General features: G+C 57.4%; 18 protein-coding genes. 4 read left to right on the top strand and 14 right to left on the bottom strand.

Features of this window, described 5'->3' with window-relative positions; all coding sequences use genetic code 11:
* Positions 1-107: 107 nt before the first annotated feature.
* Entirely contained in the window at positions 108-356 is a 249-nt protein-coding gene (locus tag HJW02_RS11680; protein WP_146018216.1) for a hypothetical protein, read from the bottom strand.
* 20 nt (positions 357-376) lie between these two features.
* On the opposite strand from HJW02_RS11680, the gene HJW02_RS11675 reads away from it, so the two are divergent.
* Complete coding sequence (locus tag HJW02_RS11675; protein WP_102722249.1) at positions 377-1,102, top strand: PEP-CTERM sorting domain-containing protein; 726 nt, start codon at positions 377-379, stop codon at positions 1,100-1,102.
* Positions 1,103-1,233: 131 nt separating this feature from the next.
* Here the strand turns inward: HJW02_RS11675 and HJW02_RS11670 are convergent, their stop codons facing one another.
* From HJW02_RS11670 to HJW02_RS11660, 3 genes are all read right to left on the bottom strand, one after another.
* Positions 1,234-2,244, bottom strand: coding sequence for a transposase (locus HJW02_RS11670; RefSeq protein WP_102722250.1), 1,011 nt, complete (start codon positions 2,242-2,244; stop codon positions 1,234-1,236).
* Positions 2,245-2,732: 488 nt separating this feature from the next.
* Positions 2,733-4,523 carry a chloride channel protein gene (locus HJW02_RS11665; RefSeq protein WP_022397999.1) on the bottom strand — a complete coding sequence of 597 codons (1,791 nt, stop codon included), beginning with the start codon at positions 4,521-4,523 and terminating at the stop codon, positions 2,733-2,735.
* On the bottom strand, positions 4,520-4,963 hold the full coding sequence (locus HJW02_RS11660) for a PTS sugar transporter subunit IIA (protein WP_180971054.1): 444 nt from the start codon (positions 4,961-4,963) through the stop codon (positions 4,520-4,522). The genes HJW02_RS11665 and HJW02_RS11660 overlap by 4 nt, the downstream gene beginning before the upstream one ends.
* A gap of 217 nt (positions 4,964-5,180) precedes the next feature.
* Between HJW02_RS11660 and HJW02_RS11655 the strand changes: the two genes are divergently transcribed.
* Together HJW02_RS11655 and HJW02_RS11650 are read left to right on the top strand one after the other, a co-directional pair.
* A complete protein-coding gene (locus HJW02_RS11655) occupies positions 5,181-5,720 on the top strand; it encodes a YcxB family protein (RefSeq protein ID WP_022397997.1) in 540 nt (179 codons plus the stop codon).
* Between the two features lie 98 nt (positions 5,721-5,818).
* On the top strand, positions 5,819-6,439 hold the full coding sequence (locus tag HJW02_RS11650; protein WP_022397996.1) for a hypothetical protein: 621 nt from the start codon (positions 5,819-5,821) through the stop codon (positions 6,437-6,439).
* A gap of 137 nt (positions 6,440-6,576) precedes the next feature.
* Here HJW02_RS11650 and HJW02_RS11645 read toward each other — a convergent pair whose 3' ends face one another.
* The 6 genes from HJW02_RS11645 to HJW02_RS11620 all read right to left on the bottom strand — a co-directional run bounded on the left by HJW02_RS11645 (position 6,577) and on the right by HJW02_RS11620 (position 19,540).
* Entirely contained in the window at positions 6,577-9,582 is a 3,006-nt protein-coding gene (locus HJW02_RS11645) for a GDSL-type esterase/lipase family protein (protein ID WP_102722254.1), read from the bottom strand.
* A 91-nt stretch (positions 9,583-9,673) separates the two neighbouring features.
* Positions 9,674-10,444: a PEP-CTERM sorting domain-containing protein gene (locus tag HJW02_RS11640; RefSeq protein WP_102722255.1), complete on the bottom strand. Its 771-nt coding sequence runs from the start codon at positions 10,442-10,444 to the stop codon at positions 9,674-9,676.
* 701 nt (positions 10,445-11,145) lie between these two features.
* Positions 11,146-12,585 (bottom strand): efflux transporter outer membrane subunit, encoded by a 1,440-nt coding sequence (locus tag HJW02_RS11635; RefSeq protein WP_102722256.1) that lies wholly within the window; start codon positions 12,583-12,585, stop codon positions 11,146-11,148.
* A gap of 42 nt (positions 12,586-12,627) precedes the next feature.
* Complete coding sequence (locus tag HJW02_RS11630) at positions 12,628-15,843, bottom strand: efflux RND transporter permease subunit (protein WP_022397992.1); 3,216 nt, start codon at positions 15,841-15,843, stop codon at positions 12,628-12,630.
* 68 nt (positions 15,844-15,911) lie between these two features.
* Positions 15,912-17,171, bottom strand: a complete 1,260-nt coding sequence (locus tag HJW02_RS11625; RefSeq protein ID WP_102722257.1) for an efflux RND transporter periplasmic adaptor subunit — start codon at positions 17,169-17,171, stop codon at positions 15,912-15,914.
* A 224-nt stretch (positions 17,172-17,395) separates the two neighbouring features.
* Positions 17,396-19,540, bottom strand: a complete 2,145-nt coding sequence (locus HJW02_RS11620; RefSeq protein WP_180971055.1) for a M3 family metallopeptidase — start codon at positions 19,538-19,540, stop codon at positions 17,396-17,398.
* A gap of 121 nt (positions 19,541-19,661) precedes the next feature.
* Here HJW02_RS11620 and cimA point away from each other — a divergent pair, with 121 nt between their 5' ends.
* On the top strand, positions 19,662-21,296 hold the full coding sequence (gene cimA / locus HJW02_RS11615; protein WP_102722259.1) for a citramalate synthase: 1,635 nt from the start codon (positions 19,662-19,664) through the stop codon (positions 21,294-21,296).
* 100 nt (positions 21,297-21,396) lie between these two features.
* Here cimA and HJW02_RS11610 read toward each other — a convergent pair whose 3' ends face one another.
* The 4 genes from HJW02_RS11610 to HJW02_RS11590 all read right to left on the bottom strand — a co-directional run.
* On the bottom strand, positions 21,397-21,864 hold the full coding sequence (locus tag HJW02_RS11610; protein ID WP_146018218.1) for a hypothetical protein: 468 nt from the start codon (positions 21,862-21,864) through the stop codon (positions 21,397-21,399).
* A 6-nt stretch (positions 21,865-21,870) separates the two neighbouring features.
* Positions 21,871-22,101 (bottom strand): hypothetical protein, encoded by a 231-nt coding sequence (locus tag HJW02_RS11605; RefSeq protein ID WP_146023782.1) that lies wholly within the window; start codon positions 22,099-22,101, stop codon positions 21,871-21,873.
* Between the two features lie 609 nt (positions 22,102-22,710).
* Positions 22,711-23,154, bottom strand: a complete 444-nt coding sequence (locus HJW02_RS11595; protein ID WP_146018220.1) for a hypothetical protein — start codon at positions 23,152-23,154, stop codon at positions 22,711-22,713.
* A 3-nt stretch (positions 23,155-23,157) separates the two neighbouring features.
* Positions 23,158-24,068, bottom strand: a 911-nt coding sequence (locus tag HJW02_RS11590) for an RHS repeat-associated core domain-containing protein (protein WP_208050643.1), incomplete at its 5' end; no start/stop codon positions are given.

Raw genomic sequence — 24,068 nt, 5'->3', positions numbered from 1 at the left:
GGCAATCATTTTTTTCCCCGGAAAGTGTAAAGGGTCAGCAGGAAAATAGAAAATATCTTTTCATGTTGTAATTTGTAAACTGACCCCTATGGACGATGGATATTCGTTCATACGGCATATTCCGGGGGGTGGAAACCGGAGGACATACCTGGTAATCCGGCTTCTTTTTCCCCGGAGGCGGATTTTGAATCCGGTGTCAATAAGGAATGAATGAAAAAGAAAAAGTTATCAGGAAACGCCGCTGTGCCATAGGCGGAATTCGCCTGTGATGAATGGACGGGACATTTTTTATAAACAGGCGGTTTTCTGCGTCTTGCGTGATTGTCCGGATTCAAAATCCTTAAACTGGCCTCCATTGTCAGAATAGTCAAAAACCATGAAGAAAACATTATTCCTGCTTATTTCCGGAGGGGCTTTTTCCATCGCCCAGGCGGCTTCCGTTTTTGTGGACGTGTACAGGGATGGCCCAGGCAGAGACGGCATGAACCAGTACACTTCCAATGCTGCGGCTGTTCTCCCCTTGGCGGACGCTTCCGGAAGCGATACTCCCTACACGCTTAAAATCGTTAAAAGCGCCGGGAATTTCTTTAACACGGAGCTTTCCGCCGTAACTCCCGGGGAGGGTGACCCTGCCTATTACGCCTATTACCAGAACAAGGCGGCGATGACGGATCTGGTCAATACCCTCGGTTCTTTTGATTACGGTGCGCTGTCCTCCTACATGGCTCCCGGCGCCGGAGGCTCCACCACATCCTCCATTCAATTGGGGGGGCTGACGGTGGGAGACACGGTGACATTTTACATGTTCATTTCCAGTATCGTGGCCGCTCCGGGGGCCACTACCGTGACCGGGGGAACCGGCACCTTTGAATACGCGGCAACGGACGGGACCGGTTTTTCGTCCACGCCTTCCTTCGCCAACGGCAAGCTGACCCTGGTCAAATGGACAGGGGAGGCGACGGCGGATACTCTTGATTTCCGTATCGGAGGGCAGAAAGCCGGGGTTGCGGCCATGGCGTTTTCAGTTGTTCCGGAACCGGCTTCGGCATCCATGGGATTGCTTGGGCTGGCCGCTATGCTGGTGCGCCGGCGCAGGGCATAACATCGTTCGCTCCGGCGTTCTTTATCCTGTCACGGGGTGATGTCCGGAGGGACGGCATGGTTCCCTCCCTCCGGATTTTTCCATGTGACGGGCCGGGAGAAGCTTCTTTTGGACGCTCCCGCAGGGAAAAATCAGGCGGTCAGGCGTTCGATCCATGCCCGCGTCTTCAAGTCCGTTTCCGCCATCTTCTTGGCCCGGTGGAGCAGGGTGCCCATGGATTTGGGAATGCCCATGTGCAGGCGGTTGCTGATCCAGGCGTACGGAACCAGCGTGCTTTGCCGGACGGCCAGGGCAATGATGAGCTTGGACGGATGGCTGTAGGGCGTGACGAGCAAGTCCTCCTCCGAGAGCCCGAACGCTTTCAGGCCGTTTTTCACAATGATCTCCGCCTGGTATTCCCCTATTTCCGAGGCGCGCATGCCCGTCGTGACGGGCTTTCTGCGCGCCAGCCGGGGAAGTTCGCCCACCAGCCTGGCGCGAAAGGCGCTGGAGCCGTAGCACCAGCCCCGCTGGACGGTGCCGGGGCCCACATGGCCGGCGGGGAGCAGGGAGCGTTCGTCCATGCGTTCCGCTTCAAAGCGGCCCATCAGGTGGTTAAGGTACTTCTGGCGGCCGTCGTCCGTGTCGTCGCAGCCAAAGCAGACGAGGCCGCGCTCCGGATGAATCCACTTGGGCCTTTTGGCGGGCGCGTCCAGCCATGCGGGCAGGCTGGTCCATTTGCAGCCGGAAAGGAACGTGTGGCGGCGTGCCAGGCCGGACCGCGCCGGATTCAGATGGATATAGTCGATGATGGTGGAAAAATAGTGGGCGTTTTCCGCTTCCACCACCATGGCGTGGTACCTGCCCGCAAACAGGTGGCCCCGCATGCGGTGGCGCGCGTTGAAACGCTGGGTGTAGGCAGTCTGGAGCCATTTCATGCCGTCCACCAGGTTCGCGCGCGCGGTCTGGAAGAGAATGTGGTAGTGGTTGGCCATCAGGGCATAGGCGTACACGGTCCAGCCGCTTCTGCGGGCCGCCTCCTGGAAAGTGCGCAGAAAGGTCTCCCTGTCTTCGTCATCCAGGTAAATGGCGTCTCCGCGGTTGCCCTCGCTCTGCACGTGATAGACCGCTCCAGGGTATTCTATTCTCAGGGTACGGCTCATGCCGGAAGCGTACCGGATGAGGTCAAAAATGCAAGTTTGTTGTTATTTTTAACCTGACCCCTATTGCGAAAAAAGAGGGTGGAAAAAATGCGTTTTTAAGCGGGTCCGTGTTTCCGGAAAGGGGGAGCCCGCCTCCGGTGAACGCCGGACAGGATGCTGCCGGGAAAGACCGGGAAGCCCTTTGCCCGGATGGCAGCGGCGCAGCCATGCCGGCGTTTCCCCGTCTTTTTTCATGAAAGGTCTGCGGAGGAATGAGGCGCCGGAGAAGGCCGCGGTGTTTTATTCCCTGAATTCCGTCGGGAGCGCCGCATGCCAATGCGGCGACGGAAAAGAAAAAGGGAGCCAGCGGACGAAGAGAAAAGAGAAGGCTTCCTTTGAATTAACGGAGAGGGTTGCCTTTGTCCGTGTATTTTTTAAGAGCCCCTGGGGCCTGGTGCGCTTCCCGCGGGTCTTCCCGGAACCAGGGCGCGGCCCGGAAAACGCCTCTCCTATTGCAGCTTTTCCCGCCGCATGATTTCGGAGAGCACCAGGTAAAGGTCCGTCTTGTTGACCACTCCCAGCAGCAGATCGTTGTTCGGGTTCACCAGCGCCAGGGATTCCGAGCAGTGGGGGCGCGAGAAGATGCCCAGAGCTTCCGGAAGGTGCATGTCCGCGGGAAGCGTGGGCATGTCGCTGCGCAGCACGTCCATGGCCAGGACGGCCTGGGCCAGTTCCTTGTTGCGGGCGAAGGCCGCCACATCTTCCGCTACCACGCTGCCCAGGTATTTGCCCGCCGGGGAGGTGACGAAGATGGGCTGCGCCGGGTTCTTGATGAGCATGGAGGCAATCGTGCCGAATTTATCCAGCGGGTGGACCACGGGCGGGTCCTTGCGCGCCACGTCCTGGAGCTGCACCTGGGCCAGGGGCTTGTCAAAGGTGCTTCTGGGTCCGAAGGCCAGGGAATCATGGTACATGGACTGGGCCTTGGTGAGCCTCGCCATGCCGTAGGAGACCAGAACGCCGATGATCAGGGGGAACATCATGTGCCCGGCCATGGTGAATTCCACTACCAGCACCAGGGAGGTGATGGGGGCGTTGGCCGCCGTGGTGAAGAAGGCGGCCATGCCCACCAGGGAATAGGCGATGGCATGGTCCCCCGGAACTCCGAGCTGGGTGAGCGCCGCGCTGAACAGGAAGCCGCAGACGCTCCCGATGGTCAGGCTGGGCGTCAGGGCCCCCCCCACCGTACCCACGCCGAAGACGATGGCGACGGTGAAGATTTTCAGGAATAGCAGGATGCCGGCCCTCGTGGCGTCAAATTCATAATGAATGAGGGAAGTGATGATGTTTTTGCCGTTCCCCACGATTTCCGGGTAAAAGATGGCGATGACGCCCACCAGCATCCCTGCGGCCATCAGGCGCACGGGAAGCCACTGGCGCTTCCCGTTCAGGTACTGGCGCGATTTTTTGAGGATCAGGAGCCAGAAGCTGGCGACCAGGGAGGCCAGCGCGCCCAGCAGAACGCACCAGAGCACATGCTGGTTGCCCGTCAGGGACACTTCCTGCTGGAGCTGGTAGATGGGGGCCGGTTCATGGAACAGGCCCATGGTGAAGTATCCGGCGCAGCTCGCCACCAGCAGGGGGGCGAGAAAGTCAATGGTCAGCGCGCCCAGCACGATTTCACTCACGAACAGGCCGCCGGCCAGGGGCGTATGGAAGGCGGAGGACATGCCGGAGGCGGCGGCGCAGGCAACCACCAGGCGCAGGCGCGGGGCGGAGAGATGGAAGAAGCGGCCCAGGGCGGACCCCACCACGGCGGCGGCCTGCACCAGCGGGCCTTCACGGCCGATGGAGGCGCCGGAACCTACGGAGAAAACGGCGGACAGGGAGCGCAGCAGGCTGGGCTTGGGCGGCACATAGCCGTTGCCCAGCGCCACGGCTTCCATGTATTCCGTGGCCTTGGCCGGGACAAAGCGGTGGGTGAAGAGAAGGGTGAGGCCGGCCAGCAGGCCGCCCGCCGCCGGAACGAAGATGCACCAGGCCCAGTCCTGGCTGGCCATTTCCTGAAAGACCTGGATTTGCTTGTAGCTGGTGCGTCCCGTCAGGACGTCCTGCACCAGTTCCACCCCCATTTCAAAAACAAGGGCCGTCAGGGCGCCCAGCGCGCCGACGACGACTGCCCAGATGAAGATGACTTGCTTGTCACCCAGCTTGACCTTTTCACGCAGGCTCAGCGCCATGCGCAGCCATGACCATGAAATGCGCGTCTTCGCCGCAGGCTGGTTCTTCTTGTCCGTCATTGCAGGGCGTGTTGAAGGGACGCCAGCAGGCTGGCTTCGTCTCCCGTCCATTCCCCGTTGGGGCCCAGGGGAGCGTTTTTATGCCACCGCAGCAGCTTCTGCATGGTGGTCAGGTAGCCGGTCACCATGGCGGTGGGAACGCCCAGCATCACGATGAGGTGGGCATTGCGTGCGTCATCCGGCCAGAGGACGCCTTCCGGACTGATGCCTACGGTGACTTGCATGGAGTCCAGCGCGCTGGTGCGCCCGTGGGGGACGGCCAGGCCGTGGTCCAGATAGGTGGTTTGCGTTTCCTCGCGCAGAAGGACCGCATTCTTGATGTGCCTTAGCTGACGTTCGTCAAGGACTTCCGCCATGGAATCCGTCAAGGTTTCCAGAGCCTGTTCCTGAGTGGTTGCGGGCTGGAACGTGCGTACGTGAATTTGAAGATTGTCTGCCACCGGGTCTGCTAAAGGCTTTTGGCTTTTAATTCTATGAAGGGAACCATGATTATCAAGGAAATTCTGGCCTGCGTACGGGGAAGGAGGCTTTCCCTGTGAATTGGGGCGGACAAAAAGGACCCCCGCGCCTTTCCGGCGCGGCTTTTTTGACACAAACGCGGCGGAACGGCCTGTTTTTAGGCTTTCTCTTCCGCGGGAATGAAGCTACCCTGCCGCCATGATGCAGGATTCAGAGGTCATCAAACTCGTCAAGCCCGTGCCTTCCGACCGCCTGGCGACCCAGGTGCTGGTGATGTGGTACAATACGGTGCGCCCCAAGTGGAAGAAACCGCTGGATCTGGCCATCACCGCCTTTTTTGTGCTGATGACGCTGTACTCCTTCTCCCTGCGCCCGCTGCCCATATTCGCGTGGCTGTCCCTGGCCGGGGCGCTGATGGCGATCATCCTGTCCTGGTTCTACGTTCCCTTTCTGGCGAAGGCCGCCCTGGCCGCGAACAAGAAGGTGCCCATGTACCATCAGGAAAAGGATTACGTCTTCCATGAGGATTACATGACTTTCTCCAGCAAGGACGTCGAGCCCATGAATATCCCCTACGACCGCTTCACTACCCTGTGCAAGACGCGCCACGCCCTGCTGTTCCTGTTCGGCAAGAAGCTGGTGCTGTGGCTGCCGCTCAAGCTCATGAGCACGGATCAATTGGAAAGCATCATGCGCCGGTTCCGGAACCACGGCGTGGAAGTCCGGGATATTTCCTGAGGCGGAAAGCCGTTCGGGGCCGTTCCGGAAGGGGCTCAAATTTGCCGTTTCCGCGCCTTTTTTGTTGAGCGCGGGGTCAAAACGGGTAGGGTGTCTCCATGTCACGTTACAATGGAGAACAGGTTCTGGTGGTTCCCCGCGCCACGTTTGAAGAAGCGGGTTATTTCCAGGGACACCGGGAAGGCGGGGATCATTATCTGAATGCGTTCATGAAGCCGGGGGTCTCCTCCTTCATGGACCGGGAGGCGGCGGAAAACGACCCCTCCCACAAGCAGATCATCGCCTATGCCATTTTCTGCCACCAGGGCCGCATCCTGCATTACACGCGCGGCGGCTCCGGCGGTGAGGCCCGGCTGCATGACAAGGGCTCCATCGGCATCGGCGGCCATATCAATCCGGTGGACCGCCAGTCCGGCCATGACGATGTTTCCACCTATCTGGCCGGGGTGGAGCGTGAAATCCGCGAGGAACTGGTTATTGACGGGAGCTGCACCCAGCGGGTGCTAGGCGTGATCAATGACGATTCCAATGACGTGGGAGCCGTGCATCTGGGCATCGTCCATCTGTTTGAGCTGGATACAGACCGGGTGCGCGCGAATGAAGCCGCGCTGGCCAATCTCCGTTTCGTGGCCCCGGAGGAACTGTCCGGGGAGATGTTTGAGAAGCTGGAAACCTGGTCCCAGCTTGCGCTGGAGCTGTTTAAAAACAGGGGAGCCTGAAGCCTTGCGCTTCCATGAAGCGCCCGGCGGGCGTAGCAATGCGCCTCCTCTTTCGTTTCCTTCCATGGGAAGCCCCCGCGGCATACGCCTGCGGGGGCTTCTTTCGTCCATCAGGGCCTGAAGAAAACAAAGGGCCGTTAATGGAAGATTTTTCTGCGCCTGCGCCACAGCAGGGCGGCCAGTCCGGCCAGACCCAGGGAAGCGCTCCCCGGCTCCGGCGCCTGGGCGAAGACCATGGCGGAATTGGCCTGGAGGTCCGTGGACATGGCCGCATCGTACAGGACGCCGTTGTTCAGGAATTTGATGTTGTCCAGACTGGCGGGAATCTCCGTCAGGGAAAGCGTGTAGTGGCTGGTGCCCGTAATGTCCACGATGACCTTGTCCGCGGTAAGTCCCTGAAGAGTCAGGGAGGCGTGTTCCCCAAGAATGAGCGTGGTCATGTCTGAAACTCCGTTCAGGACGAGTCCGCTTCCGGCTTCAATGGTCACGGTGAGCGCTCCTCCCAGGGAATCCAGCGTGGTGCGGGTCTGGTTGACGGCGGAAACATGGGTGAAGTCGCTCAGGGAAGCCTGGAAATGCTCCACGGTCACATGGTCCAGCACCAGGCTTCTGCCGCCACTCACATTCGTGCCGCCGCTGATGGTTCCGGCATACTTGTCAAAACCGTAGGCCGCCGTCCCGGAGGAAAGATCCTGGATGCGCACGATGGAGCTGCCGTTGACGGCGCCGCCGGAACCGCCCCCGGAGATGCTGCTCCAGGACTTCCCGTTGTGAAGCGTGGCGGAGTTTCCGGCCACGGTGACGGACGTATTTCCCTGAACGGTGCCGCCGGAGCCTCCCGCATACACATCTCCCTTGATGGTGCCCCCTGTAACGCGTACCGCGCTTCCCTCCCGGATGGAGCCTCCCTTGCCTGCGCCGTAAACGGAGCCGGCGATGACTCCGCCCGTGACGGTGGCGTTGGAACCGCCGGAAATGCAGCCTGTCAGGCCTCCCCCCATCACGTCTCCGTTAATGGAGCCTCCGTTGACGTAAACGTGCGTGGCTCCCCCGATGGTGGTTGTGCCGTTGTTGGCATTCGCGTAAATGCCGCCCATGATTTGGCTGGAGAAGGAGCCGGAGTTAATCACGATGTTCACGTTCCCCTTGATATCCGTAGCATAGGATCCGACCACGGAGGAGGCGTTATTGCTGGTGAAGGTGCCGAAGGAGGCGTTTTCCGCGGAGAATTCCAGATAAACGTTTCCGGTCACGCCGGAGGCGTTCACGGCGCCGAAGACGGTGCTTCCGCCCGTGGCGGCGTCCGTAAAGCGCAGGGCGGCATTCCCGTTCAGCGTTCCGGAATTTCCATGGGCCCCGTACCAGGCGGAGGCCTGCCCTTCCTTGGCGATGGTCAGCCAGACGTCCCCCGTATAATTGCCGGTGCTGGCATACACATGCGTGGCGTTTCCGGAAGTGATGGTGACGTTCACGGAGTTTCCCTGCCTCCCGGAGGAGGCGTCCGCCTGGGCGCGGGCATCGAAGACGCCGGAGCAATTCTGGTTGGCGGCGGAATGCGTGAAGCCAGTTTCCGGCCACGCGATGTTGCCCTCCGGAGTGCCTGACGAGCCCCCGGAGTCCGCTCCGGCGGAAATAAAGGAGTCCCCTTCATTGACCAGCCCGGAAGTGGGTGGGGCATACGATCCTGTGCCGTCCATGGACAGGTCTTTCAGGATGGCGTTTCCGCTGCCGTCATACTGGATGATGACGCCGTTGCAGCCGGAACCGGAGGTGACGGAAAGCGCTTCCCCGATCAGCATGTCCCCCAGCCAGACGTAATAGCCGCCTTTCAGCCCTTCCTGCTCATTGCCCGTGACGTAGGCCATGCGCAGGTTTTCCGTATTGGCGGACATGTCCAGGGAATACAGGATGGTATCCCCCCATTTGATATAGGCCTCGTTAATGTTGAGCGTGCCGTAAAAAGAGCCGTTCCCAAGGCTGACGCTGAACTGGTCCGAGAGATTCCAGCCGTTTGCCGCCCCGTCTCCCAGGACCAGGTTGAAATCAAAGGTAAAGCCGTTTTTCAGGGCCGTTCCCTCCGTCCATGTCCGGGAAATGGAACTTGTCCCCGCCTGTCCCAGGCTGATTCCTTCCGCGTTCACGCCAATGTTGGATACGGAAAAGCCCGCATCCGCCAGGTTCTGCACTCCGGTCCATGCGGGCGCTCCTGCGCCCTGGTGGAAGTTGACGGCCATTTCCCCGGCGTCCCGGCGCAGTTGTCCGGCAGAGCGGCCCGCATAGCCCATGGCTTTGGCGATGTTGCCAGCCATGAGCAGGTCTCCCTGGGCGTTGGGGTGGAGTCCGTCCGCCGCGGGATTGTTGAACATGGACCGCACCCCGTAAAACGGCTTGGAGGAAGCCACGTCAATGATCCCTCTGTTGACGTCGATGACCGTGACGCCCTGCCTGGACTGCCCCCAGGAATTCAGGGAGGCGTTATAGGTTTCCACCGCCTGGTGGGTGGCGTCCGAATTGCCGTTGGAATGCTGGGTCCAGCAGGGAATGGTGAGAACGATGACGTTCGCGCTGCCGTTGGCGGCGTGCATGGTGTCTACGATGGCGTCCATGTCCGCCAGAAGATCCCGGGTGACTGAATCAAGACGGCTGTCCAGGGTGGAATTGTCGCCGTCGGAGAGAAGGTCGTTGGTGCCGATCATCACGAAAAAGGTATCCGGCGTGTCCGTTCCCGTGAAGGTCGGGCCCTGGTAGGCTGCTCCGTTTGCTTTGGCATCGGAAAGCCCCAGCCAGTTGGAGATGTTGGAGCCGTCAAACCTGCTTCCGGTTTTCCTGCCGGATATTTCCCAGGCCCTTGCGCTTGCCTGGGAGGAATGTTCGTTGTTGAAAACCTGGCCGCCGTAGGAGGTTCCCGCGGTGACGCCTCCGGAATAGTTGCCGGTTTTCACGCCTTCCGCATGGTAGGAAATGCCGTTGTCCGCAAATATTTTATGGAGGGCCCAGCGGTAAGTGCCGCTGTTCATGCCGTGGGTGATGGAATCGCCTACGTACATGACGTTGCCCAGGTCCGTGCCCGCAGGGGCGGCGATGGCGGAGGGGAAAACCGCCAGCAGGGCGGCCAGGAGGGAGAGAGGGAGCCTGGTTTTCATCAAGGGGAGCAGGGGAATGAAACGGATGTTTGAAAAAAGTGAATAAAACGGCCATCCCTAAATGGACAGGGATGGCCGTGGCTGGAAAAGGCTAGGCTCTCCGGCGGCGTACCAGCAGCATGCCCAGGCCCAGCAGGCCGAGGGAGGCCGCGGCCGGCTCCGGAACGGCGCTCAAGGCGTATTCTTTCATCTGGTCTTCTGTCAGTGCTCCCAGGTACAGGTCAAAATTGTTCAGGGTATATTCCCCGGTGACGCCGTCCGGAGGAGTCCAGGTGTTTCCGGAACCGTCCTTGGCGGAAAAATTGAGCTGGTTCATGGTGACGCTGCCGAATTTGACCCCGGAGCCGTTCAGGGAGGCCAGAGTGGTCAGGGTGGACGTATCGTCCCCCAGCATGGCGGAAATAGTGACATTCCCGTCATTGTATGTGTAAAACAGGGTAAGGGCCTGTCCTGCGGAATAGCCGGAAAGCGTTTGCGTTTTCCAGGGGGAGGTGCCTGCCGTGCCTCCGTTGTAGTTAAAGCCGCCTGCGCATAGAGTGAGGTCTCCCGACTCCGTCAGCCGGTAACCCATCCCCTCCAGGTTCTTGTAATTGGAGGTGGTATTATAGGTAAACAGCAGGCCTACATCCGTCCCCGAGGTGGTGCCCAGGTCGGAAATGGTCAGGGCCATGGTCCATGGAGTGGCTCCGGAGCCGGTATGCACGGGCACGGAGGGAGAGGAAACATTCAGGGTGTCTCCGTTGCTTCCGTCATAAATGGTGTAACCCTTTGAATAAGAGGAATCCATTCCATTGATGGAAGCGGCGAAGGATAGACTGCCTCCCAGAACGGCGGCCAGGAGGGTCAGGTATGTGGTCTTCATATTGATTGCTGTACGGATTGGAGAAATGTTCCCGCGCAAGAGAACGTCCGTTTTTTATCGAATTCCTAATCCGCTTGTGGACCCATCCAATGCAAGCATGGATAAAGGCTAGAGAATCATGGGAAAAGGAATTGTCCTGAAAAGACCAGATCTTTTAAATTATGATGAATATCAATATTTTATGATAAACAATACATTTACCGTTAATATTTTTAATTGTTGACGGATTAGGAATCCGCCCAGGCGCTTGAAATCAGCTGTAAGAGCAGGAGCAGTATGGAGTTGCCCGTAATTATGGAATAGAAAAATCGTGGATAATTAATTCCTGAAAAACACGATGCAATTCTTTTACGCTATCTTGATTGTAAATGAATTGGTTCCAAATCAATTCCAAAACTGCTTCCGTCCCCCGCGGAACCCGAGCCGGGGAAAGGGAAAAAGGAGGTGGGCAGGAGATGCGATGCCCGGCAATCCGTGAAGCGGCGCAAGCAGTGGATAATCCATTGACCGTCCCGCTCCGGACTCATCAATCTCTTCTGCCGGAAGCGGGAAGACCGCGGATGCCCGGCCTGCCAGGGACTGGGAAGGCGGCGCGCCTGTTTTCCGCTCCGCCGGAGAGCAAATTCCCCGGCAAGCTTGTACTTGCCGGGGAATGAAAAAAACAGTCAAGGAAACTCCCGATTTTAAGGGAGGAGCGTTTTTTATCGCTTGGGCGGGCCATCCATGATAGCCTTGTGGCTCATGTTCCAGCCGCCGCCCAGGGCCGTGTACAGGGAAACCAGCGTGCTGGCGTGCTGATAGTAGTACTGGGAAAGCTGAATCTGCGCAGGGTACAGGTTCTGCTGGGCGTACAGCACTTCAATGTAGTTGGAAAGGCCCGTGCGGTAGCGCTCAAAGGAGAGCTTCACCGCTGTTTGGTAGGCTTCCACGGCCTCTGACTGGATGGAGGTGATATTGCGCAGCTTGGCCCGCTGGATGAGCGTGCTGGAGACTTCCGCCAGGGCGTTCAGCACCGTCTGTTCATAGTCGTTGCTGGCTGCCAGGAATTCGGCCTTGGCTGCCTTTTCGGAAGCCGTCAGCTTGCCCGCCTGGAAGAGGGGGCCGGTCAGGTTGGTTCCAAAGCCCCAGCCGCCGCGGCGGCCCTGCACGTGGCGCAGGTCCGCGGAGGCTAGGCCGCCGGCCGCCGTCAGGGAAATGGTCGGGAAATAGTTGGCAATGGCTACGCCCACTTCCGCGTTGGCCGCGCGCAACTGGTATTCGCTCTGGCGGACGTCGGGCCTTCTGGAAAGGATGTAGGCCGGAATGCCGGCGGGAACCTTCACGTTGTAGGCGATGTCACGGGTGCTGCCGGAACGGCGGATGCGGCCGGGAGCGCGTCCGGCCAGGACGGAGACCGCGTTTTCCAGATTGGCGATCTGCACCTGGATGGCGGGAATCTGTGCCTGGGAGGAAGCCAGGGCGGCCTTGGCGGAGGCTACCTGGAGCCTGTCGCCCACCTGGCCTTCAAGCTGTTCGTCGAACAGGCGGAGGCTTTCGGAATAGGATTCCACGGATTTCTGCACAATGGCAAGCTGTTCGTCCAGCTGGAGGAGCTGGAGGTAGGAGTCGGCCACCTGGCGGAGCAGGGAGAGCATGAGCGCGCGCTGGCCTTCTTCGGAAGCGAGGTAGTCTGCGCGGGCCGCTTCCGTCATCCGGCGCGTCTTGCCCCAGATGTCCAGCTCCCAGGAGATGCCGGCGTCAATGGATCCGGGCGTCAAGGTATTGCCAACGGCGGAGGTTTGGACCACGTTGCCGCTGGTGTAGTTGGAGCCCTTGCTGAGGGAGCCGGAATAATCCGCCCACGGGAAGAGCGGGGCTTCCGTGATGGTGATGTACTGGCGGGCCTTTTCCACGCGCGCCATGGTGGCCTTCAGGTCACGGTTGTTTTGGTAGGTATCCGTCAGGAGGTCCTGGAGATCCTTGTTCTTGAAAACTTTCCACCAGGGCAGGTCCGCAATGGACTCCGTGGCCGCGGAGGCTCCTCTGAACGCCGTGGGCATGGGCATGTCCACCGGCTTGAAGTCGGGACCCATCATGCAGGAGGAAGCCGTGATGGCCGTGCCCAGCAGGATGGCGCGTGTGATGTATTGGTTCGGTCGCATAATGGCGTTTTGTCTGTTTTTAAATGGTTTCAAGGGCGGTTTTTACCCTTTCAGTGATTCATGGGCTTCATGGAAGAGGTGCTTCCGGGCGATGATTTCATCCGGATCCTCCGTTTCCACCGTCTTCCGGGCGATGCGGACACGGAAAAGCTTCATGATGAAGTAGAAGGAGCACGGGATCAGGAAGACGCCCACTACCGTCGCCATCGTCATCCCGGCAATCACCACAATACCGATGATGTTGCGGGAGTAGGCGCCGGAACCGGAGGCCAGGGCCAGCGGAACGCAGCCCAGGATGAAGGCGAAGGAGGTCATCAGGATGGGGCGCAGACGGATTCTGGCCGCGGAGAGCGTGGCTTCCATCAGCGTCTTGCCGCGTTCCATTTCAATGACGGCGAATTCCACGATCAGGATGGCGTTCTTGGCCGCCAGGCCGATGAGCATCACCAGGCCGATCTGCGCGTACAGGTTCAGTTCATACCCGAACCAGTACAGGCCCAGGAAAGCGCCCAGGGCCGCGATGGGCACCGTCATGAAGATGCTGAGCGGCAGGGACCACCGTTCATACAGGGCCGCCAGGATCAGGAAGACGAAGACGGAGGAGAGCAGGAAGATCTGCACGATGCCGATGCCGTTCTGGATCTTTTGTTCCTGATAGCTCATGTCTGCGTAGCTGTAGCCCATGTCCGTGGGCATGCTGGCCTCAAAGGTCTGTTCCAGCGCTTCCATGGCCTGGGAGTTGGAGTAGCCCTGGGCCGGGGTGACCATGAGCTTGGAGGAGTTGTACAGGTTCTGGCGCAGCAGGAATTCCGGACCCTTGATGTCCGTGATCTTCACGAGAGTGGAGAGGGGGACGGAACTGCCCGAGTCATTCTTCACATAGAAGTTCTTGAGCATGTCCGTTCCGGTGCGGTCGCTGCCCTGCGCCTGGATGTACACCTGCCATTGCTGGCCGTACAGGGTGATGTAGTTGATGAACAGGGAGCCCATGTAGGCCTGGAGCAGGCTGTTGGCCTCACTGATGCTGACGCCCAGCGTGGCGCACTTTTCTTCATCCAGCCGCACGTCCTTCTGCTCCACGGCAAAGGACATCACGCTGCGCACGCCGCCGTTCTTCTGCGGGTCGAATATCGGGAGCTTGCTTGCTTCCTTGACAAAGATGTCCGTTTGTTCCGCCAGGTATTCCGTGCCCTTGCCGTCGCGGTCTTCCAGCATGAAGGTGACGCCGTTGGCGGAGCCCACCCCTGCAATGGCCGGGGGCTGGAAGCACATGGGGATGCCTTCCGGAACCTTGGTGCTCAGCAGGGCGTTGAGCTGGGCGGTGACCGCCTTGGCGCTCTGGTCCGGATTGGGGCGTTCCTCCCAGGGCTTCAGCATGACGAAGAAGAAGGCGTTGTTCGTGCTCTGCACCCCGGTCAGCAGGCTGAAGCCGGAAATGGCGATCACGTCCTTCACGTTCGGGTTCTGGCGGATGAGGTCTGAAACCTTGTCCGCGGCGGCCGTCGTCAACTGGAGGGAGCGGGCTTCCGGCATGATCAGGGCGGAGAACAGGTAACCCTGGTCTTCGTCCGGCAGGAAGCCGTTGGGAATCTGCTTGGCTACGGGCAGGATGGCGTACGCGATCAGGGCCAGCAGGGGAATGGAGATGATGAGCTTGCGGGTCAGGAAGTGGCACACCTTGGTGTAGCCGCTGGCCGTAGCGTCATAACCGCGGTTGAAAATGCGGTAGAAGAATTTCAGCGGACCGCCCTTGTTCGGGTCCTTGGGCTTGAGCAGGATGGCGGAGAGGGCCGGGGACAGCGTTAGCGCGTTGAACGCGGAAATCAGCATGGAAATGGCGATGGTCACGGCAAACTGCTGGAACAGCGTGCCCGTAATGCCCGGCAGCAGCAGGGAGGGAAGGAACACCGCCGCCAGCACCAGGGCGATGGCGATGACGGGGCCGGACACTTCCTCCATGGCGGCGAAGGCCGCCTGGCGCGGAGTCAGCCCGCGTTCCATGTGGGATTCAACGGCTTCCACCACCACGATGGCGTCATCCACCACCAGGCCGATGGCCAGCACCATGCCCATCAAACAGATGGTATTCAGGGTGAAGCCCAGGAGCGGGAACAGCGCGAAGGTGGCGATGATGGAGACCGGCACGGCAATGGCCGGAATCAGCGTGGCGCGCCAGCCCTGGAGGAAGACGAACACCACCAGCACCACCAGCAGGAGGGCTTCCACCAGCGTGTGCTCGATTTCCTCAATGGAGGCGCGCACGGCCAGCGTGGTGTCCAGCGTCACGTTGTACTCCATCCCGGCGGGGAAGCTGCGGGCGCGGTCTTCAAAAAGCTTCACCAGGGCGTCCACCGTATTGATGGCGTTGGAGCCGGGGGCGGCATACACGGCGATGGCGCCTGAATCCCTGCCGTTGTATTTACTGGATACGTTGTAGGTCTGGGAACCCAGTTCCACCTTGGCGATGTCTTTCAGGTAAAGGAGCTTGTTCCCGTCCGCACGGATGATGATGTTGCCGAATTCCTCCGCAGTCTGGAGGCGGCCCTTGGTCTGGATGCTGTACGTGAATTCCGTTCCGGGAGGGGCCGGTTCCGCGCCGATCTGGCCGCCGGGAATCACGGTGTTCTGCGCCCGGATGGCGGACTGGACTTCTCCCACGGAGATGTTCTGGGCGGCCATCTTGGTGGTGTCCAGCCAGATGCGCATGGCGTAGCGTCCTGCGCCGAACACCTGCACGTCGCCCACGCCGGGAACGCGCTTCACGGGGTCCACCAGGCTCACGTACGCATAGTTGCTCAGGAAGATGGCGTTCAGGCTGTCATCCGGGGAATACAGGTTGATTACGGCCAGCGGGCTGCCCGTGGACTGGGTGATGGTGATGCCCATCTGGGAGACTTCCGCAGGGATCTGGGCGGTGGCCTGCCCGTAGCGCATGTAGGCCAGCGTCTGGTCCATGTTGGGGTCCGTGCCCACTTCAAAGACGATGCTCAGGGAGCAGATGCCGTTGTTGGCGTTGGTGGAAGTCATGTAGTCCATCCCCACGACGCCGGAAATGGATTGCTCAATGGGGGAGGCCACGGAGTTGGCCACCGTCTCCGCATTGGCGCCCGGATAGGTCGCCTGCATCTTGATGGTGGGCGGGACGATGTTCGGGTACTGCTCAATGGGGAGCCCCATCAGGGACAGTCCGCCGAGCAGGATCATCACGATCGAGATGACGATGGCGATGGTCGGGTGTTTGATGAAGAAGCTGGACATGGTATTAAATCATGAGAGTGCGCGGGAAAGGCGGGGAGGGGAGAGGGGCTTCCCAGGAGAGGGGGGGATTATTTGGCGGCGGGCTGGGCTTCGTCGTGCTTCATGCCTTCGGGCGTCTTGGCCTTTTCAAAGGACTGCGCTCCTACGGAAGGCATGACGGGCTGGGAAACGACAGGCTTGTAGGGCAGGGGCTTCACGGGGGACTGTCCCTGGAGCTTGGCCGCCTGCATGATTCCTTCCACTACGATGGGGCTGTCCTTCGTGAAGGAGGAGTGCGGCATGGGAACGATGTTGATCACCTGCATGCCGTCCACCACGGGCCCGAGGTTCACCACCTGCATGTGGGGAACGTTCTTGTCATCCAGATAAATGATGAATTTGGCGCTCTGGGCGGAGAGGATGGCGCGCGGGGGAACCAGCGTGGCGTTTTCCAAAGTCTTCACCGTGGCGCGGACGCGGACGAACATGCCGGGACGGAGCGTCAGGTTCGGATTGGGAATATGGCCCACGATGTTGATCGTGCCGGTCTGGGCGTCCACGTTTCTGTCAATGGCTACGGGTTCGCCCTGCATGGGGAATTCCGTGCCGTTGGCCAGAATGACGTCAAACTTGAGGTGCTTCTCCTTGGCCAGGTTGCTGTCCATGGAGTTCAGGAAGTCCTGTTCACTCACGGAGAAGTCCACGCGGATGGGGTCAATGGCGGAAATGGTGGTCAGCGGATTGGGGCTGGAGGGCGTCAGCAGGTTGCCGATGGAAGGAGTTGCCAGGCCCGCCAGACCGGAAATGGGGGCCGTGATGGTGGTGAATTTAAGATTGATTTTCGCTTCGTCCACCTGGGCCTTTGCCGTGGCGATGGCGGCTTCCGTTTCCTGGACCTGCTGCAGGGCGTCATCCAGCTGCTTGCGGCTGACGGAGCCGGTCTTTACCAGCGGCGTGTAGCGTTCCACGTCCAGCTTGTACTTCTTCAGCGTGGCTTCATACTGTTCCAGGCGCCCCTGGGCCTGGTCCAGCGTTGCCTGGAACGGGCGGGGATCAATCTGGAAAAGCACTTGGCCTTTCTTCACATAGGCGCCGTCCTTGTAATCCTTGGAAAGAAGGTATCCCGTCACCTGGGAGCGGATTTCAGCATCTTCCGTACCGCGCAGGGTGCCCACCCACTCCTGCCTGATGGGAACGTCCCTGGTTACCAGCTTGGTCACCTGCACTTCGGGAACGAGCGCCGGCATCTGGCCTGCTGAATCCTTTTTCCCTTCACAGGAAGTTAAAATCATCACCGGAGAGCACAGGAGCAGAGTTGTGGCGGCAATCGTCAAAGGCTTGTTGTACATAAATGGATGCGGTTGGTTGCAAGCTGGTGCCGGAAGATGCGGCAGAGCGAGCAAATTTTGCTTCTTTTTCTCATAAAGTCAACGCAAAGATGTGTTCTGATTCTTGTGAAATATCCGTAACCTTTGCATATTGAAGGGATAATTTAATTAAACAAATGTATAATATGTTGACTCCTCCATGCTCCTCTGCGGAGGCGGAACAGCGATCCTCTCCGCGCCTTCGTTCAGGAGGCCAGCCGCCTCTTGCGGAGCATGGCGTCCATGCGTGGTTTTCTGCCCATGAAATCCATGAACTGCTGCATGGGCGGGACTGTATATCCCTTTTCCAGAATGGCCTTACGGAATTTCCGGGCGGTTTCCCTGTCCGGTCCTCCGGCCCGTTCAAAAGCTTCGAAAATGTCCTTGTCCAGAACTTCCGCCCAGCGGTAGGCGAAGTAAAAGGAGGCATAACCCGCCGGGGAGGAAAACAAATGGCGCGCCGTGCGCAGCTTGCCGGTTCGTTTGAAATCCTTGAAATAATCCATGTCTCCGGCTACGGCGGCGTCCACCTCGTCCAGGGGGCCGGCGGCGAACCGTTCCGGGTCCGTGTGCACGGCCAGGTCCATTTTTGCGTACAGGAGCTGCCCGGCCAGGGCGAGGGCGGGAGTATTGCCGCGGGAAGCGTCCAGGGAGCGCAGCATTTCCTCCGGAATGGGGAGCCCCGTTTTTTCATGGCGCGCGAAGCTTTTCAGCACGTCCGGATGCCAGCACCAGTTCTCCATGAACTGGGAGGGAACCTCCACAAAATCCCGCGGCACGCTGGTCCCTGCCAGGGAGGGGATGGAAACCCGGGTAAACATCAGGTGCAGCAAATGGCCGAATTCATGGAACAGAATCCTGGTCTCCTGATGTGAAAGAAGCACCGCAGCTCCTTCTGCGGAGGGGTGAAGGTTCAGGCAGACCATGCCCAGGCGGGGCTTGCCCGGGTTTTCCCGCGTGGCCGGGCTCCCCGTGTCCAGCGCGTTCATCCATGCTCCGGCCCTTTTGCTTTTGCGGGAAAAGAGGTCCAGGTAAAAGGATCCCAGGCGGTTGCCCCTGACGTCCTCAATGGTGAAAAAGCGCACGTCCGGATGCCAGGTCCCCACGGCTCCTGCGCCTTCCCCTGCCGGAACCTCCGCCACGCGGATGCCGTATAACTGCTCCGCCAGGGAAAACAGGCCGTCCAGCACGCGGGGAAGGGGGAAGTAACGGCGCAGTTCCTCCTGGTCCAGCCGGAACTGTTCCTTTGCCTGGAGACTGGTGTAATACGCCACGTCCCAGGGATTCAGACGGGCGTTTTCCTGTCTCGTGAGACGGGCCTTGAGTCGGCGCAGCGCTTCCATTTCACGGAAAAAGGGGGCTTTTACCTTGTCCAGCAGCTCATTCACGAACTTCATGGCGTTTTCCCCGTTTCCCGCCATGCTCTCCCGCAGGGCGTAATCCGGATACGTTCCATACCCGCACAAATGCGCCTTTTCACGGCGCAGGGAAAGAATCTCCCGGATGACGGGTTCCGTATCGCATGCTCCCGTGGCGACGGTCTGGAGATGTTCCCATAAATCCTTCCGGCATTCTTCGCAGTGCGCCTTCTCCATCACCCGGGCGGAAGCCGCGGAATCCAGCGTAAACGTCCAGCCCGGGCCGGAATGGCCTGGGCTGCGTGACTGGAACTCCTCCCGCGCCTGTTGAAGAGCGTTGTTGTCTATCCCTTCCAGAAAGGCGGCGTCCCGCACTGTCCAGGTCCAGGACTTCCGCGCGTCCATGTACAGATTGTTGAAACGCTGTGAGGCGAGAGTCAATTCCCTGTCAATTGCCTCAAGCCGCGCGCGCTTGTCCGGCGGCAGGTCCGCCCCGTTGTCCCGGAAGCTCTGCATGGTCAGCTCCATGTACCGTTTCTGTTCCGGGCCCGGATTGGTCTGCCGCAGGCGTTCCTCAGCGGTTTTCAGGACGTTCCACAGGGCCTGGTCCTTCGTGACGGAGGAAAGGAAGGCGGACACGCGGGGCGCAACCGAATCCATGGCCTTGCGCAGTTCCGCGCTGTCGCACAGGCTTTTCAGGACATAGGCCTTGCGCATGCCTTCCATGAGGAGGTCATTGCTGCATTCCAGGGCGCCGAACGTGTTTTCAAACGTCATTTCCTCCGGTTGGAGACGGCTGATCTCTTCCACGGCGGACCGGGTGAGGCGCATCGCTTCCCGGATGTCCGGTTCCAGCCTGTCCGGGGTCAGGCGGTTCCAGCAAATGGGGCGGCTCTTGTCCAGAAAAGGGTGGGTGGAAGAATCCGCCGGAGAGGGAAGGGCCGCGGAAAGAAAAAGGAGAAGGAGATGGAAAAACTGCCTGGGTAACCGCATAGCGGCTATCCTACCGGAAGCCCTCTCCCCCTTCAAGCCTTGTGCTTTTCGTGTCTGCATCCGGGGAAAAACCGGGCCCCGGTCTTGAACGGAACCACGTTTGCATGTATGAACAAAGGCGATGTCCACCAAAATTTTCCTCTATGATACCACGCTGCGCGATGGAGCGCAGAGTGAAGACGTCAACTTGAGTGCGACGGACAAGGTCCGCATCGCCCGGCAGCTGGATTATCTGGGCATGGACTACATTGAGGGCGGCTGGCCCGGCGCCAACCCGGTGGAGACGGAATTTTTCAAGGCCATGAAGGACGTGGAGCTCAGGAATGCGAAGCTGGCCGCCTTCGGCAGCACGCACCATCCGTCCAGTACGCCGGAGACGGACCCCACGCTGAACGCCCTGGTTTCCAGCGGCGCGCGGGTGGCCGCCATCTTCGGGAAATCCTGCCCCCGCCATGTGGAAGTGGCGCTGGCCATCTCCCGGGAACGCAATCTGGAAATCATCGGCAACTCCATCTCCTTCCTTAAAAAGAATTTGGAAGAAGCTTTTTTTGACGCGGAACACTTTTTTGACGGCTTCAAGCGGGACCCGGAATACGCCCTGGCCGTGCTCCGCGCCGCCCATGAGCACGGCGCGGACTGCCTGGTCCTGTGCGATACCAACGGAGGCACCATGCCGGAGGAAATCGGTTCCATCATCCGGACGGTCAGGGAACGCCTTCCGCATGCCGCCCTGGGCATCCACGCCCACAATGACTGCGAGCTGGCCGTCGCCAACAGCCTGGCCGCCGTGAACAGCGGGGCCGTCCAGGTGCAGGGCACCGTGAACGGCATCGGGGAACGCTGCGGAAACGCCAACTTGTGCTCCGTCATTCCCAACCTTCAGTTGAAGATGGAGGGCTTTTCCTGCCTCAGTGACGCCTCCCTGACGCGCCTCAAATCCACCGCCGCCTTCGTTTCGGAAGTGTCCAACCTGGCCCCCTTCCGGCGGCAGCCCTTTGTGGGGAACGCCGCCTTCGCCCACAAGGGGGGCGTGCATGTGAGCGCCATCATGAAGGACTCCGCCCTGTACGAGCACATTGACCCCTCCCTGGTGGGGAACGCCCAGCGCGTGCTGATGACGGAGCAGGGAGGCAAAAGCAACATCCTTTCCCTGTCCCGTACCCTGGGCTTTGAACTGGAGAAAGGGGACCCGCTTCTGGACGTGCTCTCCGCCGCCGTGAAAAAAAACGCTGCGCTGGGGTATGACTACGTGGCCGCCCCGGCCAGCGCGGAACTGCTCTTCCTGCGGCACATGCCGGACAGCGCGCTGAAGCCGTACTTCAACATCCTGCGCACCGTGGTGCTTACCTCCCGCCATGAAATGGATCCGGACATGATGGTGGAAGCCTCCCTCAAGCTGGACGTCCACGGCAACGTGGAGCACACCGCCGCCGGCGGCTTCGGCCCCGTGCATGCGCTGGACCGCGCCCTGCGCCGCGCCCTGACGCGCTGGTACCCGGAACTGGAACAGATGCACCTGATTGACTACAAGGTGCGCGTGCTCTCCCCCACCCGGACGAACATTCCGGACGCGGCGGAGGAAAACGGCACCGGCTCCAATGTGCGCGTGCTCATTGAATCCTCGGACGGCGTCGCCACCTGGACCACGGTGGGCGTCTCCTACAACATCATTGAGGCCAGCCTGGAAGCCTTGGCGGACGCCGTCACGTACAAGCTCTACAAGACGGAGCAGGCCAGATGGCGCGCGGAATGCTGATGGACAGGCTCCCTGGAAGCTGACTGCCTGACGATCTTATATTCTCTCTGAAGCGCACGGCGGCTTCCGGCAGGGAAAGAAGGCGCGCTCCGGATAAAATTCATTTGAATTTTACTTCATCCGGTGTTGGCATATCTTCCGGCAGGTCAAAAGGAAGGACTACAGGACAGTTGTAATCAAGTATACCGGGCTCCTGCTTCATGGTCAGGGGACGGCTTTCAGGTTTAAAATGAAATACCTGGACAGTACTTGGAAATTCAGTTGCATAACGATGATGTTCTACATCATACATCAATGTCCAGTTAACGGCGGAAAAAATGCCGTACCGTTTATTCGTTCCATGCTGATCCCTTCTGGTGTATTCGCCCAACAATGCGATTCCCTGGACAACCACGCATAAATAAGGGTGGCTTCCCAGGTTTGCGGATTGTTGCCGTCCATTGCGGAAAATGAGTTCCTGACTGAATGGAATGATCAGCACTGGAAACCATCCTTTGGAACCGGGCCATTCCGGGAATGCAGATAAATACCTCCATTCCCGCTGTATGACCGGCAGTTGATTTCTCATGACCGTTCATAAATAATTAAGGCAAAGAGGCTGGTTTAACATCATCCATAATAGATGGGGAGGCATCGTATTGCGGTTGTAGGCCTCTACAAATTCCTCGCCGCAGCTGCGTACAAAACTCAATTCCCAAAGCTGGGAGGTCAAGTTAAAGCTTCGTTCCATTTCACACCATTCCACCAGCCGCCGATAGCTGTAAATGTGGCTGACCTCCTCCCGGTTAATTTCCACCAATACCATCTTGTTGTTTGAAGACGGCATAGAGAGCAAATTGGCGTCGGCATGGATCGGTTGGGCTAGTATCAACCCCAAAAAATGCAACAAATGAACACAACGAAACAATTAGCAAATATCCTTTTCATTTTTCCTTCTTGGAAAATCTTATTATAATGTAAATCAATAAATATGTCCGTTCATTATTGCAATTGAATTTAAAAATCTTCCACTTGATAATGTATTTTATGTAGAGAAACTCTTTCTTTGAAAGGGTTATATTTTTCTTTTTCTGGATTGCATTAATCTTTGTTGAAATCTTGTTTTACGAGAATTTTTTATTACCGTTTTCAAGGATTAAAAAAACGGGAATTGACTAAAAGTTCGACTTTTTATTTTCCAATAGGATTCTGATTTCTTCCGTTTCCTCATCCTGTACCTGTTCTGTCATCCCTCTGTTTTTGCTAAGATCCATGAAATAGTAAATAACTTTTTGTAAATCAGATAGAATCTCATTAAACGCGAACCAGGGATAGGAAGAAGAGAATCGAAATTAAGTAATAATTAATGGAATATATTCCATTAATATTTTATGATTGCATTTGTGTTTACAATAAAAAAGAATCCTATATTTTTCTATTTCGAAAGAATAAGTTTAATGTATGGTTTGATGATTTCTTTTATTGTTTTTTTCCTATCCTCAGAAAGATCAATTGGCATATATTCCGGAATATCGCCCATTGGAGTAATATCAATGGAGTATTCTCCTTCCTTTTTGCTAATAATATTTAATGATAAAGAATAGGAAGGATATACATGGACACCTTTATTTATTAATGGTTTTTTATAAGAAACAGTTGTCAGTAGATTAGCTATACGTTCTTTATCGTTATTTTTTAACTCCAGTTCTCTTTTTCCTTCGTCGTCGGAATAATATAATTTAATGCTGCTACAACATTTAGATATTTTTACTATTTCTTTGTAGGTGTTTTTTTGCATTTCAATTATATCTTTGTCTTCCCCATGAGAAATCGAGGTAATTAAAAATAATATAGATAATACTATAGAATATTTTTTCATAAACTATATTTTTATTTGAGGATAAATCTCATCTACTACTTTTCTTGCAGATGTTTCTCCACCACAGGAAGGAGCTGCAGACCTTGTTGCACCTTTTTTAACACATTCGTCAAAATTAGGAATTGTATTATGCAAAACCTTACATCTACCATCATATTTATATGCTACTATTTCTCTCTTTACCATTTCTCTACATCCTGTCTTGCCAGGCCTTTCGCATTCCTGATATGCATGAATATATTCATGTGTTAAAATTTGCTCTAATGTTGTTTTGTTTTTAATTTTATTGTAATAAATATTTATGATATTTTTTATTGCATAATAAACACCTAAAAATGTAGACTTTTTATTCAGATTGCACATACATATCGTTGAAGGAAATGCACATTTTTTATTACTTTTTATAGCTTTAATTGAAGCTTTTAGATATCCGGAAGGATTATTCAATAAATATTGAACTTCTTTAGTGCATTCTTGGTAGGTTATTTTTCCTAATAAATCAAAATCAATAATAGAATTATTTCTTACAAACCCATACAAATTCCGCCCACCCTGTTCCGAGATAGGATCCCTGCTAATCCATCTTCCGTCTGTGGGATTGAGATAGCGGTAATTATAATACACAAGTCCCAGTTCGTCGTCTACATATTCACAGGAAAAACGAAACTTGTTTTCCTGAGCCATGTCTCCTTCAGTAGCCAGCAGATCACCAAAGGATGCATATTCATAGAGAGCCCTTCTCGTCTGCTGTCCGTCGAAGATGGAAGTAACATTTTTAATGGCATCGTGTATGAAGTAAAAATGTTTATCAATTTCCTTACTGCTGTTCTTCCAACAGTTCACTGCCAAAAGGCGTGTGGCCATGGGTTCCGTCGGGTCCCACAGGTAGCTCTTTACCAGCAAAGGTTCGGGAT

It is taken from the genome of Akkermansia sp. GGCC_0220 (genome assembly GCF_017566105.1).
GTDB classification, from domain to species: domain Bacteria; phylum Verrucomicrobiota; class Verrucomicrobiia; order Verrucomicrobiales; family Akkermansiaceae; genus Akkermansia; species Akkermansia massiliensis.
The sequence above is the reverse complement of the archived record's forward strand: the minus strand, read 5'-3'. Positions and strand labels throughout refer to the sequence as shown.

What these genes read in the sequence shown, in the direction of transcription:
- HJW02_RS11670 (WP_102722250.1), bottom strand. Translation starts at nt 2,244, where the DNA reads ATGAGCCGTACCCTGAGAATAGAATACCCTGGAGCGGTCTATCACGTG.
- HJW02_RS11655 (WP_022397997.1), top strand. Translation starts at nt 5,181, where the DNA reads ATGATGCAGGATTCAGAGGTCATCAAACTCGTCAAGCCCGTGCCTTCC.
- HJW02_RS11630 (WP_022397992.1), bottom strand. Translation starts at nt 15,843, where the DNA reads ATGTCCAGCTTCTTCATCAAACACCCGACCATCGCCATCGTCATCTCG.
- HJW02_RS11610 (WP_146018218.1), bottom strand. Translation starts at nt 21,864, where the DNA reads ATGAGAAATCAACTGCCGGTCATACAGCGGGAATGGAGGTATTTATCT.
- HJW02_RS11675 (WP_102722249.1), top strand. Translation starts at nt 377, where the DNA reads ATGAAGAAAACATTATTCCTGCTTATTTCCGGAGGGGCTTTTTCCATC.
- HJW02_RS11665 (WP_022397999.1), bottom strand. Translation starts at nt 4,523, where the DNA reads ATGACGGACAAGAAGAACCAGCCTGCGGCGAAGACGCGCATTTCATGG.
- HJW02_RS11680 (WP_146018216.1), bottom strand. Translation starts at nt 356, where the DNA reads ATGGAGGCCAGTTTAAGGATTTTGAATCCGGACAATCACGCAAGACGC.
- HJW02_RS11605 (WP_146023782.1), bottom strand. Translation starts at nt 22,101, where the DNA reads ATGGTATTGGTGGAAATTAACCGGGAGGAGGTCAGCCACATTTACAGC.
- HJW02_RS11640 (WP_102722255.1), bottom strand. Translation starts at nt 10,444, where the DNA reads ATGAAGACCACATACCTGACCCTCCTGGCCGCCGTTCTGGGAGGCAGT.
- HJW02_RS11645 (WP_102722254.1), bottom strand. Translation starts at nt 9,582, where the DNA reads ATGAAAACCAGGCTCCCTCTCTCCCTCCTGGCCGCCCTGCTGGCGGTT.
- HJW02_RS11650 (WP_022397996.1), top strand. Translation starts at nt 5,819, where the DNA reads ATGTCACGTTACAATGGAGAACAGGTTCTGGTGGTTCCCCGCGCCACG.
- cimA (WP_102722259.1), top strand. Translation starts at nt 19,662, where the DNA reads ATGTCCACCAAAATTTTCCTCTATGATACCACGCTGCGCGATGGAGCG.
- HJW02_RS11635 (WP_102722256.1), bottom strand. Translation starts at nt 12,585, where the DNA reads ATGCGACCGAACCAATACATCACACGCGCCATCCTGCTGGGCACGGCC.
- HJW02_RS11595 (WP_146018220.1), bottom strand. Translation starts at nt 23,154, where the DNA reads ATGAAAAAATATTCTATAGTATTATCTATATTATTTTTAATTACCTCG.
- HJW02_RS11625 (WP_102722257.1), bottom strand. Translation starts at nt 17,171, where the DNA reads ATGTACAACAAGCCTTTGACGATTGCCGCCACAACTCTGCTCCTGTGC.
- HJW02_RS11620 (WP_180971055.1), bottom strand. Translation starts at nt 19,540, where the DNA reads ATGCGGTTACCCAGGCAGTTTTTCCATCTCCTTCTCCTTTTTCTTTCC.